The sequence below is a fragment of the Sphingobacterium sp. UBA3549 genome (genome assembly GCF_002376635.1).
Classification (GTDB): domain Bacteria; phylum Bacteroidota; class Bacteroidia; order Sphingobacteriales; family Sphingobacteriaceae; genus Sphingobacterium.
On sequence record NZ_DFOE01000018.1, the window covers coordinates 11,843 to 27,588 of the forward strand.

General features: G+C 39.2%; 12 protein-coding genes. 6 read left to right on the forward strand and 6 right to left on the reverse strand.

Annotated elements, in window-relative coordinates:
• Positions 1-50 precede the first annotated feature (50 nt).
• Positions 51-1,025 (reverse strand): electron transfer flavoprotein subunit alpha/FixB family protein, encoded by a 975-nt coding sequence (locus B2W36_RS10220; protein WP_293882144.1) that lies wholly within the window; start codon positions 1,023-1,025, stop codon positions 51-53.
• A 20-nt stretch (positions 1,026-1,045) separates the two neighbouring features.
• Positions 1,046-1,783, reverse strand: a complete 738-nt coding sequence (locus tag B2W36_RS10225; RefSeq protein ID WP_293887629.1) for an electron transfer flavoprotein subunit beta/FixA family protein — start codon at positions 1,781-1,783, stop codon at positions 1,046-1,048.
• Between the two features lie 401 nt (positions 1,784-2,184).
• Here B2W36_RS10225 and B2W36_RS10230 point away from each other — a divergent pair, with 401 nt between their 5' ends.
• Entirely contained in the window at positions 2,185-2,517 is a 333-nt protein-coding gene (locus B2W36_RS10230) for a tetratricopeptide repeat protein (protein ID WP_209576582.1), read from the forward strand.
• Positions 2,518-2,601: 84 nt separating this feature from the next.
• Complete coding sequence (locus B2W36_RS10235) at positions 2,602-3,021, forward strand: copper resistance protein NlpE (RefSeq protein WP_293882150.1); 420 nt, start codon at positions 2,602-2,604, stop codon at positions 3,019-3,021.
• 156 nt (positions 3,022-3,177) lie between these two features.
• Here B2W36_RS10235 and B2W36_RS10240 read toward each other — a convergent pair whose 3' ends face one another.
• The 4 genes from B2W36_RS10240 to rsmI all read right to left on the reverse strand — a co-directional run bounded on the left by B2W36_RS10240 (position 3,178) and on the right by rsmI (position 7,577).
• Positions 3,178-4,314: a cysteine desulfurase family protein gene (locus B2W36_RS10240; RefSeq protein WP_293887630.1), complete on the reverse strand. Its 1,137-nt coding sequence runs from the start codon at positions 4,312-4,314 to the stop codon at positions 3,178-3,180.
• Between the two features lie 113 nt (positions 4,315-4,427).
• Entirely contained in the window at positions 4,428-6,092 is a 1,665-nt protein-coding gene (gene lnt / locus B2W36_RS10245) for an apolipoprotein N-acyltransferase (RefSeq protein WP_293887631.1), read from the reverse strand.
• Positions 6,093-6,115: 23 nt separating this feature from the next.
• Positions 6,116-6,874, reverse strand: a complete 759-nt coding sequence (locus tag B2W36_RS10250; RefSeq protein WP_209576573.1) for a PH domain-containing protein — start codon at positions 6,872-6,874, stop codon at positions 6,116-6,118.
• Positions 6,875-6,911: 37 nt separating this feature from the next.
• Positions 6,912-7,577 carry a 16S rRNA (cytidine(1402)-2'-O)-methyltransferase gene (gene rsmI, locus B2W36_RS10255; protein ID WP_209576571.1) on the reverse strand — a complete coding sequence of 222 codons (666 nt, stop codon included), beginning with the start codon at positions 7,575-7,577 and terminating at the stop codon, positions 6,912-6,914.
• Positions 7,578-7,688: 111 nt separating this feature from the next.
• On the opposite strand from rsmI, the gene B2W36_RS10260 reads away from it, so the two are divergent.
• From B2W36_RS10260 to B2W36_RS10275, 4 genes are all read left to right on the forward strand, one after another.
• Complete coding sequence (locus B2W36_RS10260; RefSeq protein WP_293887632.1) at positions 7,689-8,762, forward strand: class I fructose-bisphosphate aldolase; 1,074 nt, start codon at positions 7,689-7,691, stop codon at positions 8,760-8,762.
• Positions 8,763-8,881: 119 nt separating this feature from the next.
• Complete coding sequence (gene serS / locus B2W36_RS10265; protein WP_293887633.1) at positions 8,882-10,153, forward strand: serine--tRNA ligase; 1,272 nt, start codon at positions 8,882-8,884, stop codon at positions 10,151-10,153.
• Between the two features lie 723 nt (positions 10,154-10,876).
• Positions 10,877-14,110: a SusC/RagA family TonB-linked outer membrane protein gene (locus B2W36_RS10270; protein ID WP_293887634.1), complete on the forward strand. Its 3,234-nt coding sequence runs from the start codon at positions 10,877-10,879 to the stop codon at positions 14,108-14,110.
• Between the two features lie 18 nt (positions 14,111-14,128).
• Positions 14,129-15,586, forward strand: a complete 1,458-nt coding sequence (locus tag B2W36_RS10275) for a SusD/RagB family nutrient-binding outer membrane lipoprotein (protein ID WP_293887635.1) — start codon at positions 14,129-14,131, stop codon at positions 15,584-15,586.
• Positions 15,587-15,746: the final 160 nt, after the last annotated feature.

Sequence of the window (15,746 nt, forward strand, 5' to 3'; positions counted from 1 at the left end):
AACTCCCCATTCATTTTCAATAAATGGGGAGAATATATGGGATAAAAGGTTTAAATACCTCTATAAGCCTTCAGTGCTTGCGTCAATTTTGGAACGATGTCGAAAGCATCTCCTACAATTCCATAATCGGCCACTTTGAAAAATGGAGCTTCCGGATCTTTATTGATGACAACGATGGTTTTCGAGGAGCTCACCCCGGCCAAATGTTGAATTGCACCAGAGATACCAATCGCAATATAGAGATTAGGGCTCACTACAATACCTGTTTGTCCTACGTGTTCCGAATGGGGGCGCCAGCCGGCATCGGATACAGGTTTCGAACATGCGGTAGCTGCACCTAGCACATCCGCAAGTTCTTCAATCATTCCCCAGTTTTCGGGGCCTTTGAGCCCGCGGCCTGCAGAAACCACAATTTCAGCTTCCGGTAAAGAGACTTTGTCTGTTGCGCGCACAATCTCCTTAACCACGGTTGAAAGATCTAGTTGGTCAATACTTGGCGCAAAGGTTTCGACTATAGCCTTTCCATCAACATCTTTAGTTTCGTACGCATTGGGGTTTAACGCAATGACCTTGATCTCTGAACTGAGCTCGAGTGTAGCAAAAGCTTTATTGGAGAATGCTGTTTTTTTGACTGTAAGTTTGTCATCCGTAATGTGGGGTAATTCGAGCGCGCCATCGGCTAACCCGGCCTGCAATTTCGCCGCAATACGCGGAGCGAGTCCTTTTCCGGAAAATGAATTGGATAAGACAAGCAATTTTGAATCCGTGCTTTTTAAAGCTTCTGCGATAATACTAGCATAAGCTTGGTTTACAAAAGAAGCAAGTTGTTCCTGATTGACATTTAATACTTTCGAAGCACCATATCTGCCCAAAGCGGCGAGTTCGTCTTCGGCAACATTCCCGATTGAAATTGCAACAACATCAGTCTGTATGTCATCGGCGATGGATTTGGCGTACGAAACAACTTCAAAAGCAGATTTTTTGAATTTTCCATCGGTATTTTCTACATATACAAGTATTGACATAGTGTTTTAGCGTTTAAAGATTAAATAACTTTAGCTTCATCATGAAGAAGAGAAACTAATTTTTCTACCTCGGTAGCGTCAACAAGTTTGACCGTACCTCGTGGAGCTGGTGTCTCATAGTTGACAATATGAGCTAGAAGTTCTACGGAGAACGGTTCCACCACGTCCAACGGTTTGCTTCGTGCACTCATAATACCACGCATATTGGGTATTTTAGGCTCAGCAACACCTTCGGCTGTACCTATGACGAGTGGTAACTTGGCTGTTAACACTTCTTTCCCACCCTCAATTTCACGTTCAACAGTCACCATATCAGTTGCAACCTCGACTTTTTTGGCTATGGAAACAGAAGGAATATGCAGCAATTCTCCTATAATTGCCGCCACCTGAGCACCATTATAATCGATAGATTCACGACCAGTTAAAATTAAGTCAAATGCATTGTCTTTGGCATACGCTGCTATTTGATTCGCAACAAACCAAGCATCGCGGGGAACGGCATCTATCCGTACAGCGTTATCTGCGCCAATTGCCAATGCTTTTCGAATGGTTGCATCTGTCGATGCATCCCCCACATTGATGACAGTTACGGTTCCTTTTCCACCTTCGGCCAATTCCACTGCTTTAGATAAAGCAATTTCATCATAAGGGTTTATAATGAATTGTACACCAGCTGTATTAAATGCAGTGTTGTCATTTGTAAAAGTGATTTTGGATGTAGTGTCAGGGACATTACTTATACAAACTAATATTTTCATATACGATTGGTTTTACCCAAACTTACCATATTTTCATTTAATTAAAAAGTTTCAGATCAACCAAAATCCCTAGCGATGGCAGTTGACCGATATTGAATATTTTTAAAATTTTCAGGCATTTTTACATTATTTTTTTTGATGTAACAAGATTTTTAATGCTTTTGTTGCTGTTTTTGTAATTTTTCATTTTGAACAAGTGATTTTTGACAACAGATTTTTTTCGTCAGCAAATTGTCATTTTGTATGCTAGCATAGTAATTTTTGGATAAGTATAGATTTCTCAAGGGTTAGAAGAGTAATGGTTTTTTTTCTATCATACAGGGATGTGGATTGTTATCACTAGGTATACGTATTATATTGGATATAAAGTTCAATTTGTCTAAGTTTGAAATAAAAAACATATGTCAACACGATTGGACCAATTGAATGAATTTTTGAAAGAGAGCCCAGCGGATCCTTTTTTGAAATATGCGATTGCAGCTGAATATCTCAAGCAGGGGAATGAGCAGGAGGCTATGTCGAGATTCGAGGATTTAGTACAGTCGAATCCAGATTATGTAGGAACCTACTATCATTTGGGTAAATTGTACGAAAAATTAAGTAGACAGGATTCGGCGATTGCTACGTACCGAGCTGGAATCGATATCGCCCGCAAGAGTCGTAATTTCCATGCCTTGGGCGAGTTGCAGGGCGCATTGGCAGTTTTGGCAGAGGATGATGATGATGATTTTTAATCTTTTCTAATTTTTTGGTATTTAATTTGTTATGAGTTTATTGGTGTAACTGTTAGATGCTGATTTTTTTGAATTTAGAATGTGATGAAAAGGTATATTTGGATTGTGGGTTTGTGGTTGATAATTGGAATGGTGGGATGTGATAATCCCAAACAAAGTGTAGCCGTCTACAAAGATAATTTACAGGATCTTAAAGGAAGAGATAAGGCGGAAGTAGTGATTGGTGAGTATAAAGGCGTAATGCCTTGTGCGGATTGTGATGGGATTGAAACACTCATTTCTTTACATGCTGACAATACTTATCAATATTCATCTAAATATCTAAATAAAAGTGAGGATGTGTTTGTTCGGGAAGGAAAGTGGAAGTTGGATGGCAATATTATTACCTTAGATGGTGTAGATTATAAATTCAAACTTGGAAATAGGATGCTCAGTCAGCTGGATCTCTCAGGAAATGACATTACTGGAGATATATCCAAATACTATGTTCTGACGAAAAATTGAGTTCACTTTATATAAATGATGTAAAAATAAGAAAGCCGGCAGTTGTACTTCCGGCTTTTTTGTTTTTGAGTTTATTTTAGTCTTTAAGACATTCGAACATATGATCGATGCTTTATTTTCATATGGGAGCAACTTTTCAAGCTTTATCGGGAAGTACTATTGGTTTTTTGTACAAAGTTCCTTTAACGTTTTTACGACAAAGTCGATTTCCTCCCTGGTATTATTTTTACAAAATGAAAAACGCACCGAGGGGCGTTCAGCGCTCGATTTGATCGCATTCAATACATGAGAGCCTATGTCGGTCCCTGAGCTGCATGCACTGCCTCCAGAGCATGATATGCCTGCAATATCCAAATTGAAAAGGAGCATATCGGCAAGGTTACTGCAAGGGAAAGAAACATTCAATACGGTGTACAATGATTTGTCTGGTTCGATAACGCCATTAAAGCCAATGTCTGGTATTGCTTTCAGCAACTCGTCAATCATATAAGATTTGAGCCCCTGAATATAAGTATGATGTTCTTCCATGTTTTCATAGGCAAGTTCCAGCGCTTTGGCAAGTCCTGCTATACCATATACATTTTCTGTTCCGCCACGCATATTTCGTTCTTGTGCTCCGCCATAGATTAAAGGTTTGATCTTGTTATTGGCGTTTATATAAAGAAAGCCGACCCCTTTCGGGCCATGGAATTTATGAGCAGCTCCTGTGACGAAGTCTATTTTAAGTTGAGTAAGATCATGTGGATAATGCCCCATAGTCTGCACAGTATCGGAATGAAATATAGCATTGTACTTTTGGCATAACTCGGTGATACGGTGAATATCGTTGAGATTTCCAATTTCATTATTGGCATGCATAATGGAGACAAAAGTACGTGGGTTACTATTTAAAAGCTCTTCCAGCTGGTTGATATTTAAATTGCCTTTTTCGTCAACCTCCAGCAGGTCAAGGTGCACTTTACCTGCTTTTTGCAGTTCCTCTAAGGTGTGTAATACGGCATGGTGCTCAATAGGTGAGGTAATGGCATGGGTTATCCCAAAGTCGGTTATCGACCTCACGATAGCCATATTGTCTGCTTCCGTTCCACCCGATGTAAAAAATATCTCTGCAGGAGACACATGAAGCAAATTGGCAATCGTTTTACGTGCTTTTTCTACAATTGTCTTTACTTGTCGTCCGTGACTATGGATTGAGGATGGATTACCAAAGTTATTTTCCATCACATCGATCATTACTTTTATTACTTCAGGATCTAAGGCTGTAGTCGCAGCATTATCAAAATATACTTGCATGCGGCAAAATTACAAATCTCTCAAGTAAATTACAGGTATCAAATCACTTATTTTTATCATTTTAATTTCCTAATTATCGCTGGTAGGTGCCTGAGTACTGCGGTTTCTAAGAATTAGATCCTTTTGCGCTGGAGCGTATGGGATGGGAATTTTTCTGTTCTGAGTTCCTTTTTTCGTCTGACCACGATCAGGATCAAAATTCCTCCTAATGCGATCGCCAAACCCAAATAAGCGGCAATATCACCTGCTTGCGTATAGAAAGTAATTTCTTCATTTAAATTAATTTCCTGATTGAGGGCCGCAGGCTGCCACCATTTGGTCTGTTGCACAATATCTCCCCGTTGATTAATAAAGCCAGAAATCCCTGTGTTGGCAGAGCGAGCCACCCATCGTCTGTTTTCAATCGCACGTAGTTTAGCATACTGTAAATGTTGGTCTTTGCCCGAAGTATTTCCCCACCAGCCATCATTGGTGATGATCGCAATAAACTGTGCTCCTTTTTTGACATACTTAGCAACATAATTGCCCCAAATGGATTCGTAACAGATGACCGGTGCGGCACCAATGCCACTTTGCGCATAAAATACCGATGGTTCGGACTGTTTTCCATAGCCTCCCGTAGTGCCGCCGAATGCTTTAAATAGCGGTTTTAAGAAGTTCATGGCTGCACCAAAAGGCATTTGTTCTACCCCCGGAACGAGCTTGGACTTATGATAAAACTGTAGTTTGGAAGAATAATCGATCAATGTCGCGGCATTGAAATTATCTTGATAAACATGAGGAGCTATTTCGCGTGCAGTTGGCGTTTTGGCATCGTTGTACAGCTGATAGCTTTCAATACCTGAAAGTACATTGCCATTTTTATACTGATCTAAAAATTTTAAGATGCGCTGGTAAGAATAGGTTTCCCTAAAGTTCTCCTCATCGAAATCGCCGTTTTGCGATAGCGCAGTTTCAGGCCAGATAAAAAACTCGGTATTGGGTTTAGCGACCGAATTTGATAAGGAGAATAATGTGTTTAATTGCTCCTCAGGGCTTATATTGAATTTAATATAAGGGTCAATATTGGGCTGAACAACGACGATTTGTGCGGGATTCTGATATTCTTCATAGTTAACGTAACGTATCAGCGAGTAGGTGCTGGGGATTAGTAACACTGCAGTTAATACAGCAATTGGAACTATTTTACGTTTGATCGGATAAAATCCCTTCCGATTTAAGTAAAGTGTAAATACCAAGATGTTGACCAGCCAGATCCATAGGGTTCCACCGTAGACTCCCGTGATTTCATACCATTGCACCAATTGGTGGAAACTGGCGAAACCATTTCCTAATGTCATCCAGGGGAAAGCTAAATCCCAGGATTCATGTAGAAATTCGTAGCTTATCCAAAATCCCATCAATCCGAAAAGGGATAGCATTACGTTTGTTTTGCGTCGTAGTTGCCCATATAGCCAGAAAGTCACCGCCATTAATGTTGCGCCTAAGCAAAAAGGTATCAGACTTATAATTACAGCTGCAAAGGGTGGCATAACTGCCGATATAGAATTATATACCCAATAAATCGAGGCTGTATTCCAAACTGCCGCAGTTAGGCCCGCGGTAAGGAATACTTTTCGGCCTTTCTTTTGGAATGTTTCATTGCGGATAATGTTCTCTACAGCAATCAGCAAAGGAACAAATCCAATAAATAACAAGGGACTGGAATAGGGTATCGGAGGCCAGCCCAGCCACAATAAAAAGGCACTTAAAAGTGCCAGTAGATAGTTATTTTTCACAATATATTTTCTTCCATTTATAATTATAAACTGGATAAAACTTCTCTCTTTTTACTCTCGTATTCCTCTTGGGTAATTAATTGTTTATCGAAGAGCGTTTTTAATTTTTTGAGCTTTAAGGTAATTTCATCGTCCTCCTCTTCCTTTGCCGCAGCAGGTGAGATAGGAGCTGCCGAAACTGAAGGAACAGTAGGGGTGGATCCGATCGGTTGCTGTGCCTGAACTGGCGCTGACGAAGTTGGCTGAGCCGAACCATAAGATTGTGGTGCGGATGGGGCAGGCGAAGTAACCGCTGGCTGAACCGGTATATTACTTTCTGGCCGTTCGATAACCACTTCTTTTGCGACAGTTGGAGCAATCACTATTTTCTCCTTTTCAGCGGCCAACTCAGCTTTTTTATAATTTTCAAGTGCCGCTTTAATATATTGATACAATTTTCTGGCCTGAACTTTAGGGATATAGTCTATGCTCAAATTCTCCCCAGTAAAAGGAATAACAGTCACTTTCGAACCGAAGATTTCCTCTTTGAAAGCAATATCTTTGATATCTTGCCAGCCGAAAATTTCGAAATCAGTAGCCAAGCCCAATTTAGTGAACTCGCACATAAATATGCGCTTATTACTGATGGTAATACTATCCGGTAATATAGTTACTGCAGGTTTCTTTTGAACTGCGATATAATCTATTTTTTCTCCTGGAGTAAGCATATCCTGGACTTTAGTAACCAATTTTTCGATGATTTTTATGTCCTGCCCATCCTGTGCAAATTGTTCCATGTTCATGTCAAATACTTTTTAATTACATAAAGATTGTTAAAATTTATTCCAATCCTGCTACACAAAATACAAATTCTCCTTTAATCGGATTGTTTTCAAAGTGTAATTTTAAATCAGTTAATGTTCCGCGCACATTCTCTTCGTAGAGTTTGCTCAATTCCCGAGATATCGAAGCTTGTCTTTCAGCTCCAAAAATTGTGATAAATTCTTCTATTGTTTTTAGTATACGATGCGGTGACTCATAAAAGATCATCGTTCGTTTTTCTTCTGCTAAGGTTTTTAAGCGCGTTTGTCTTCCTTTTTTTACCGGCAGAAAACCTTCAAAACAAAAGCGGTCGTTGGGAAGCCCCGAATTGACAAGCGCTGGCACGAAAGCAGTTGCTCCGGGCAAGCACTGAACCTCCAGTCCTTCTTTGATGGCCTCGCGTACCAGTAAGAATCCCGGATCCGAGATAGCCGGTGTTCCAGCGTCTGAAATCAAAGCAATGTTTTGTCCCTCTTTTAAGAATTTAATGATTTCCGAGACCGCTTTATGTTCATTGTGCTGATGGTGCGCAAATACTTTTTTGTCGATTCCAAAATGTTTTAAAAGCGGAGCACTGGTCCTTGTATCCTCTGCTAAGATGAGGTCCACTTCTTTTAGGACATTGACCGCACGGAACGTCATGTCCTCCAGATTGCCAATAGGTGTTGGAACTAAATATAACATGGTCAAAGTTAAGTTTTTTTTACTATATAACATGCGCTAAAACATTCTGTGCTTTTTGAAGTTTTATTTTAAAGATTAGAGTAAACTCCATCACGTTATTTTAAATAAATTATGCAATACATCGAAAAAATACAGGCCCATCTAGGTACTGAAGCGAGTTATTTGTTAGATTTTGATCAACCTGCAGTTTCCAAAACAATGCTTCATCTTCCGCAGTCAACATTTATTGACCAAGTATACAATTCAAGTGATCGTAGTCCACAAGTTTTAAGAAGTTTGGGACAACTTTTTGGAACGGGCCGTTTAGCCAATACGGGGTATCTGTCAATATTGCCCGTGGACCAAGGTATTGAACACAGTGCCGGAGCGTCTTTTGCGCCAAATCCACAGTATTTTGATCCAGAGAATATTGTTAAGCTAGCTTTGGAAGGAAATTGCAACGCTGTGGCTTCTACTTTTGGTGTATTAGGAGCTGTTGCCCGAAAGTATGCACACAAGATTCCGTTTTTGGTTAAAATCAATCATAATGAATTGTTGACTTATCCCAATCGCGCAGACCAAATCTTGTACGGAACAATTCGCGAAGCCTGGAATATGGGTGCTGTTGCGGTAGGGGCAACCATATATTTTGGATCTGAAGAATCAGACCGGCAGATTATTGAAGTAGCAAAAGCATTTGAGGAAGCACATTCCTTGGGGATGGCGACGGTACTATGGTGTTATTTGCGTAATTCGGCTTTCAAGGTCGGAGATAAAGATTACCACTTAGCAGCAGATCTGACCGGACAGGCCAATCACTTGGGGGTAACCATCAAAGCCGATATTATTAAGCAAAAATTACCCGAATTAAATGGCGGATTCAAAGCGTTGAATATGGGTAAAAGCAGTTATGGGAAGTTGGATGAAAGGATGTATACACAGCTTTCTTCCGACCATCCTATTGACCTATGCCGCTACCAAGTACTCAATTGCTTTGCCGGCAGGGCGGGCTTGATCAATTCTGGCGGGGCTTCGGGACAGAATGACACCCAAGAAGCCGTAAAAACAGCAGTTATCAATAAGCGCGCTGGCGGAACTGGTTTGATATCTGGTCGCAAAGCCTTTCAAAAACCGATGCAGGAAGGTGTAGCGCTGCTTCACGCCATTCAGGATGTTTATTTGTGTGATGAGGTGAGTATTGCTTAGTAAAGCGCATAATATAGGTTCAAAAAGCCTTTCTAATGGTGTTGTGGGAATAAAATAGCTTGTAAATAAAGGCAAATTTATCTAAGTTTGTTCACTATTTTAAATAACACATTTATATTATGTTGCAATTAAATTATATCCGTGAGAACAGGGATACGGTGATCGAAAGATTAGCTGTCAAGCATTTCAAGGAAATTGGATTGGTCGACGAAATCATCAGTTTAGATGAAGAACGCCGTAGGATCCAATCGGAATCAGACGCACTTTCGGCAGAGGCTAATGCGGCAGCGAAGCAGATTGGAGATCTGATGCGGCAAGGAAAAAAAGAAGAAGCTGAAACCGTCAAATCCAAATCCTCGGGATATAAAGAGCAAGTAAAGCAACTTTTAGATCAATTGGGTACAATTGAGGCAGAATTGAATGAGAAGATCGTACAATTGCCCAATTTACCACATCAATCCGTTCCGGCCGGTGTAAGTGCAGACGATAACGAAGTTGTTTTGACCCATGGCGAAATTCCTGCGTTGCCAGAGGAGGCATTGCCCCATTGGGAATTGTTGAACAAATACGGTATTGTTGATTTAGAACTTGGCGTAAAAGTTGCTGGAGCCGGTTTTCCCATCTATAAAGGCAAAGGCGCTAAATTGCAGCGTGCATTGATCAATTTCTTTTTGGATCAGGCTGCCGAAGAAGGATACGAAGAAGTTCAGGTGCCAATTTTGGTGAATGAAGATTCTGCATTTGCCACGGGGCAATTGCCGGATAAAGAAGGGCAGATGTACTATGTTGGTAATGACAATCTCTATTTGATCCCTACAGCTGAAGTTCCGGTTACTAATATTTATAGAGACGAAATTGTAAAAGAGGCCCAGTTTCCAATAAAACATTGCGCTTATACACCATGTTTCCGTCGGGAAGCGGGTTCTTACGGAGCACATGTACGTGGATTAAATCGTTTGCATCAATTTGACAAAGTAGAGACGGTGCAGATTGTACATCCCGAAAGGTCGTATGAAGTGCTGGAAGAGATGAGTTTATATGTACAAGGACTGTTGCAGAAATTAGAGTTGCCTTACCGCGTATTACGTTTATGTGGTGGAGATATGAGTTTTACTTCTGCATTGACTTATGATATGGAAGTGTATAGTTCTGCGCAGAAGCGTTGGTTGGAAGTTTCTTCCGTCTCCAATTTTGAAACTTACCAAGCGAATCGTTTGAAAGTGCGCTTTAAAAATTCGGAAGGCAAGATGCAGCTGGCACATACTCTAAATGGTTCTGCATTGGCTTTGCCACGTATTGTAGCTGCGATATTAGAGAATAATCAAACTGAAAAAGGAATTAAGATTCCGGCAGTTTTGGTGCCTTACACTAAGTTTGAGTATATTGATTAAATATCAATAAATAAGTCGTCTCTGGACTTATTTCATACAAAATGAAAGACGCTCAGCCTGAGAAGGTAGAGCGTCTTTTTTTTGATTTTAAAGTGCTATCGACCAGACGAAATTTTTTGTTCTCTTTCATGTTGCGGATCGATATAAAGTCATGAAAGTTTGGTTATCATTCTACCGATATATGTTTAGAATCATTATAAATTAATGCTCTTTTTGATGCCGCGATGAAAAGAATGATGTCTCAAAGATTTCTTGTGGCATTGTTAATGTTTTGTTAAATATATTGGATTCCGTATAAAATTCTGTTTGAGGTTGCTTTGATTAGTTTTTATTCTAAAATGATTCTTTTGTAACAATTTGCAAATTTGACTTCCAATTATTGCGGTATTTACTGATTTTGAGGGATTATGTTAAAAAACTTGTAAAAACAACTTGTGCTTTCTATATTTGACACCGCTAATAAAAATCGCACTAACTATTATTTACTGTAAATGCTGAAAAGTGCAAATTTACAGCTGGATATTTATCTAAGAATTGCCCTACATCTACCTAGGGCTGCTTTTCAATAATATTTTCAACTGTTAAAAAATGAACTGCAATGGTCTATTTAATAGGCTGCTGTTTTATTGTCTACACAATTTATGTTTAGACAGTTGTATTAACGGATATAATTTATATCAATATATAGGATTAGAAAAATTAATAAAATTAACTAACTAAAACATGAAACAAACATTACTAAGTTTTCTTGTTGGCGGAATGATTCTGACTTCGGTCGCATTCGCTCAGGAAAAAAAGATTAGTGGTCGTGTTACATCTGCTGACGGTAAAGCTATACCAGGGGTAACAGTAGTTGTACAAGGTACTAATCAGGCTACACAGACGGACACTAATGGTAATTATTCATTGAATGTACCGGCAGGTAAAGTTGTTGTATTTCGTTCCGTTGGTTTTGACGATAAAACCATTATTGTGAATAACAACAACACGGTGTTCAATGTTTCTTTGGAAAATCATGACAATGCACTTGAAGAGGTGGTGGTAACTGCCAATGCTATCAAAAGAGAAAAGAGAACATTAGGTTATTCAGCACCGACCTTGAACAACGAGGAATTGCGGTCAGGTCAAAATTCAAGTGCTATCAATGCATTAGCTGGTAAAGTTGCAGGTGTGAATATTACATCGACCTCAAATTCTCCAGGTAGTTCATCTCGTGTCGTTTTGCGTGGCGGTTCGTCTATCTCAGGGAATAACCAAGCCTTAATTGTTGTTGACGGTGTTCCTATCGACAACTCCAGTGTAATCGGTGGTGGTTCATCTTTATCAAGTGTAGATTTTGGTAACCGCGGTAATGATATCAACCCTGATGATATTGCATCAATGACCATATTGAAAGGTCCGGCTGCAGCAGCGTTATATGGATCGCGTGCATCCAATGGAGCTTTGATCATTACCACTAAAACAGGTAAAAGAGGCGGCGGTAAAACAGATATTACCTTCAATACAACAAATACCTTTTCTTCTATTTTAAAATTACCTGAGTTTCAGAACGAATATGGTCAAGGTTACTCTGGCTATACTAAAAATGGAGACCTGGTTTTTGTCAATGATCCAAAGGAAAACTGGTCTTGGGGAGCGCCTTTTACAGGAAAAACACAAGAATGGGGCCAAGCTATTAATGGCGTAAGACAGACAAAGCCCTATTCGGCTGTAAAAAACAATATTAAAGATTTTTTTAATACTGGATTTGCAACAGACAATAATTTAGGATTCTCGGGTGGTAGTGAAAAATCATCTTTCTATTTGGGCCTAAATTCTTTGAACTCAAACGGTGTTTATCCTGGAAGCAAAGATAACTACAATAAATATGGTGTTCGTTTCAATGGTCAGACCGAATTCTCCAATAAATTTTACGCAGGAATTTCAGCGAACTATAGTCAGATTAACTCGAACAACGTAGGCGGAGGACAAGGAAATTCGTCTGTATACAATAACTTGTTACAAACTCCCCGTGATATTCCTGTTGCTGATCTGAAAGATTTAAATAACCCATATAATGGCTATGGTTATGTTGATGCAAATGGTCTAAACCATAGTAACGAGTATGGTTATTACGGGGCATATTCAAGAAATCCCTATTGGACATTGGCAAATTACAACAATTACAATAATGTCAATCGCATTATGGGTAATTTTAACGTCGGTTATAAGCCATTTGAATGGTTGGATTTCAAAGAGCGTGTAGGGGTAGATCATTATACGGACCGCAGACGCTCTGAATCGCCAAAATATAATTTTACACCAATTGATAAAACTTCAGGTAATTATTCGACAGCTAACGATCTAATTGACAATGGTGAGTATCGTATCGATCAATACAATGTAACAGAGATCATTCACGATTTCATGGTTACTGCTACCCATGACTTTAATCAAGATTTTAAAGGATCATTAATGTTGGGTAACAACATTCGTCAACGTAATGTTACAAATTTAAGTACAGCGACCAACGAAAGTGGAGGTTTGGTACAGCCCGGTTTTTATAATTTAGCGAACTCCAATGGTCCATTAAACCTAATCCAAGACTCATGGTCAAAACGTCGTTTGGTCGGACTTTATGCGGATTTGAATTTGTCGTATAAAAACTTCCTATACTTACAAGCGACAGCACGTAACGACTGGTCGTCTACCTTGCCGAAGAAAAACAATTCATTCTTTTATCCAAGTGTGAGTGGTTCATTTGTATTCTCTGAGTTGTTAAGCCAAGATGCGAAGAGAATTCTTTCTTACGGTAAATTGCGTGCTAACTATGCCAAAGTTGGGTCGGATACAGATCCATATCAATTGTTGACAACATTCTCTAGAGGTGAGATCAATGGTGGATTTGGAACGACAACTTTCCCATTTGGTAATGTATCTGCATTCATGTCAGGTTCGACTTTAGGAAATGCAGAGTTGAAACCGGAAATCACTACATCAGCTGAAGTAGGTGCAGAATTAGGTTTCTTTAGAAATCGTTTAACGGTTGATTTTAGTTACTACAATAACAACTCGAAAAATCAAATCTTAGCAATTCCTATTGCAAATTCTACAGGTTACGGATTCAATGTTGTTAATGCCGGCAAAATTAAAAACTCAGGTGTTGAACTTGCATTGCGTGGGACACCAGTGAAAACAGAAAACTTTAGCTGGGAATTGATGGGTACTTTCACTAAAAACAACAATAAAGTTGTTGAATTAATGGATGGTATTGATCAAGTTTCTTTAGGTGGTTTCTCAGGTATGTCTATCGTTGCTGCTAAAGGACGCCCTTACGGTGAATTTTATGCTGTAACAAATGCCACTGATGCACAAGGTAGAACTATCGTTGACCAAGAAACAGGTTTACCAGTACCTACTTCTGAAGCAAAGTATTTGGGAAGTTATAATCCTAAATTTCAAGCCTCATTAGGAACGACTTTAAATTACAAAGGCTGGTCATTAACGACGTTATTTGACATGAAGCATGGAGGTGTATTCTATTCACGTACTAAAGATATCATGGCATTCACAGGTACGTCTGCAGAAACAGGAGGTGAGCGTTTTGGTCAAATCTTCCCTAACTCTGTTTACTTAGATGCAAATGGTAATTCTGTTGTAAATACGACAGCAACTTATGACAAAGTGGATTACTATCCATATTTGGAAGCGGGTATGAATGTGGTAGATGCTTCTTATGTGAAGTTGCGCAACTTGGCTATCTCTTATAAATTCAAAAAAGATATGCTAAAAAATACGCCTTTTGGTGATGTAACTGTCGGTGTATTCGGTAATAACCTGTTTATCTGGACGCCAAGCGAAAATAAATACGCAGATCCAGAAGTAAACTCGGCTGGTGCTGGGAATGCACAAGGTTTTGACTATACCGCTCAGCCGTCTTTGCGTAACTATGGTGTCAATGTGAAGGTATCCTTCTAAACTATAAAGAATAATAAAATGAACAAGAATATTAAAAAGTTTGTTTTTGCTGCATTGGTTGGATCCGTAGCATTTACAAGTTGTAATAAATATTTGGATGTTAATGAAAATCCAAATAACCCAGAAAAAGTAGAACCAAATCTCTTGCTGCCGACAGTTGAAGCATCGTTAAGCCAGATCGTCGGTAATCAGCTTCAAGTATATGGTGGTTTGTGGGCGCAGTATTGGACACAGGCTCCATCCTCATCACAGTATCAAACTATTGATCAGTATAACCTCAAAAATACAGCAACGGATCGTATTTGGTCAACTATCTATAGAAGTGCACTCAACAATGCTGAAATCATCATTAATTCGGAGCGTGGTGCAAACAACTATACAATTGGTATGGCGTATTTGTTGAAAGCATATACATTGCAAGTAGCGACTGATGCTTTTGGAGATATTCCGTTAGATGAAGCGCTGCAAGGAGCAACGAACTTAAGCCCAAAATATCAAACACAAAAAGAGGTATACAACAGTATTTTCGAAAGTATTGATAAAGGTGTTGAGTTATTGAAAGGTAATCTTGGTACTACACCGGGAGAACAAGATATGCTGTTTGGAGGCGATAAGGCATCTTGGATTGCATTCGCAAATACCTTGAAATTGAAGGCTTATTTACGTATTTCAAACGTAGATGATACGACTGCTCAAGCAGGTATTAAAGCATTGTATGCGACAAATCCGACATTTTTAAATGAGGATGTTTCCATCACATTTACGACAACAGGTGGAAACCAAAATCCTTTCTATACAGAAATGGTTGGTTTAAAATATGTTCAAAATGTTGTTGCGAGTGGAACTGCTGTTAAAGCATTTGCAGCAAATAAGGATAAAAGATCATTTGCATTGTATAACAGACTGTTAAAAGCTGATAATGTAACATTGCAAGATACAGTAGCTTACTTAGAACAGGGGGATTTCCGAGGACAAAACACGAAATTAGTCTCCGCTCCTTCACCAGTAACTGGAGCAAATGCGAAAAATACAGCTTCTGCAATCGCGCCTGTAAAATTATTCTCTATTGCTGAAAGTAAATTCTTGCAAGCTGAGGCTGCTTTGAAAGGATGGGGGACAGGAAGTGTTGCTACACTGTATAATGAAGGTGTTACTGCGTCATTCAACTATTTAGGTGCGGAAGGATTAAAGGAATATTTAGCTGCTGCTGGTAAATTTCCAACTGATGCTTCAAAACAATTAGAAGCAATCATTACGCAGAAATATTACGCAATGAATGGTTTCCAAAATTTTGAAGCATGGACTGAATACAGAAGAACAGGATATCCTACATTCTTGATTCAATCGAAAGCATCCATTTTGGCGAATGGTGAAATGCCGCAGCGTTTGTTGTACCCGAATACGGAATTAACAACTAACTTGAACTATCCTGGTACGAAAGCGATTACAGTACCGGTTTGGTGGGACGTTAAGTAGTCTTTTAGATTCTATAATACTTAAAGAGCGGCAATTTCGAAAGAAATTGCCGCTCTTGTTTTGCAAGCGTTTGTTTGAAAAAATGTATTTTTGCGCCTATTAACGCTACTATATTTTATGAAAAGATCGACTTTGTTTTTAATTGTGCTTATTTTGATAG

Excerpts from the sequence above, each read along its gene's own strand:
- B2W36_RS10220 (WP_293882144.1), bottom strand. The coding sequence starts at position 1,025 with ATGTCAATACTTGTATATGTAGAAAATACCGATGGAAAATTCAAAAAA.
- B2W36_RS10225 (WP_293887629.1), bottom strand. The coding sequence starts at position 1,783 with ATGAAAATATTAGTTTGTATAAGTAATGTCCCTGACACTACATCCAAA.
- B2W36_RS10230 (WP_209576582.1), top strand. The coding sequence starts at position 2,185 with ATGTCAACACGATTGGACCAATTGAATGAATTTTTGAAAGAGAGCCCA.
- B2W36_RS10235 (WP_293882150.1), top strand. The coding sequence starts at position 2,602 with ATGAAAAGGTATATTTGGATTGTGGGTTTGTGGTTGATAATTGGAATG.
- B2W36_RS10240 (WP_293887630.1), bottom strand. The coding sequence starts at position 4,314 with ATGCAAGTATATTTTGATAATGCTGCGACTACAGCCTTAGATCCTGAA.
- B2W36_RS10250 (WP_209576573.1), bottom strand. The coding sequence starts at position 6,874 with ATGAACATGGAACAATTTGCACAGGATGGGCAGGACATAAAAATCATC.
- rsmI (WP_209576571.1), bottom strand. The coding sequence starts at position 7,577 with ATGTTATATTTAGTTCCAACACCTATTGGCAATCTGGAGGACATGACG.
- B2W36_RS10260 (WP_293887632.1), top strand. The coding sequence starts at position 7,689 with ATGCAATACATCGAAAAAATACAGGCCCATCTAGGTACTGAAGCGAGT.
- serS (WP_293887633.1), top strand. The coding sequence starts at position 8,882 with ATGTTGCAATTAAATTATATCCGTGAGAACAGGGATACGGTGATCGAA.
- B2W36_RS10270 (WP_293887634.1), top strand. The coding sequence starts at position 10,877 with ATGAAACAAACATTACTAAGTTTTCTTGTTGGCGGAATGATTCTGACT.
- B2W36_RS10275 (WP_293887635.1), top strand. The coding sequence starts at position 14,129 with ATGAACAAGAATATTAAAAAGTTTGTTTTTGCTGCATTGGTTGGATCC.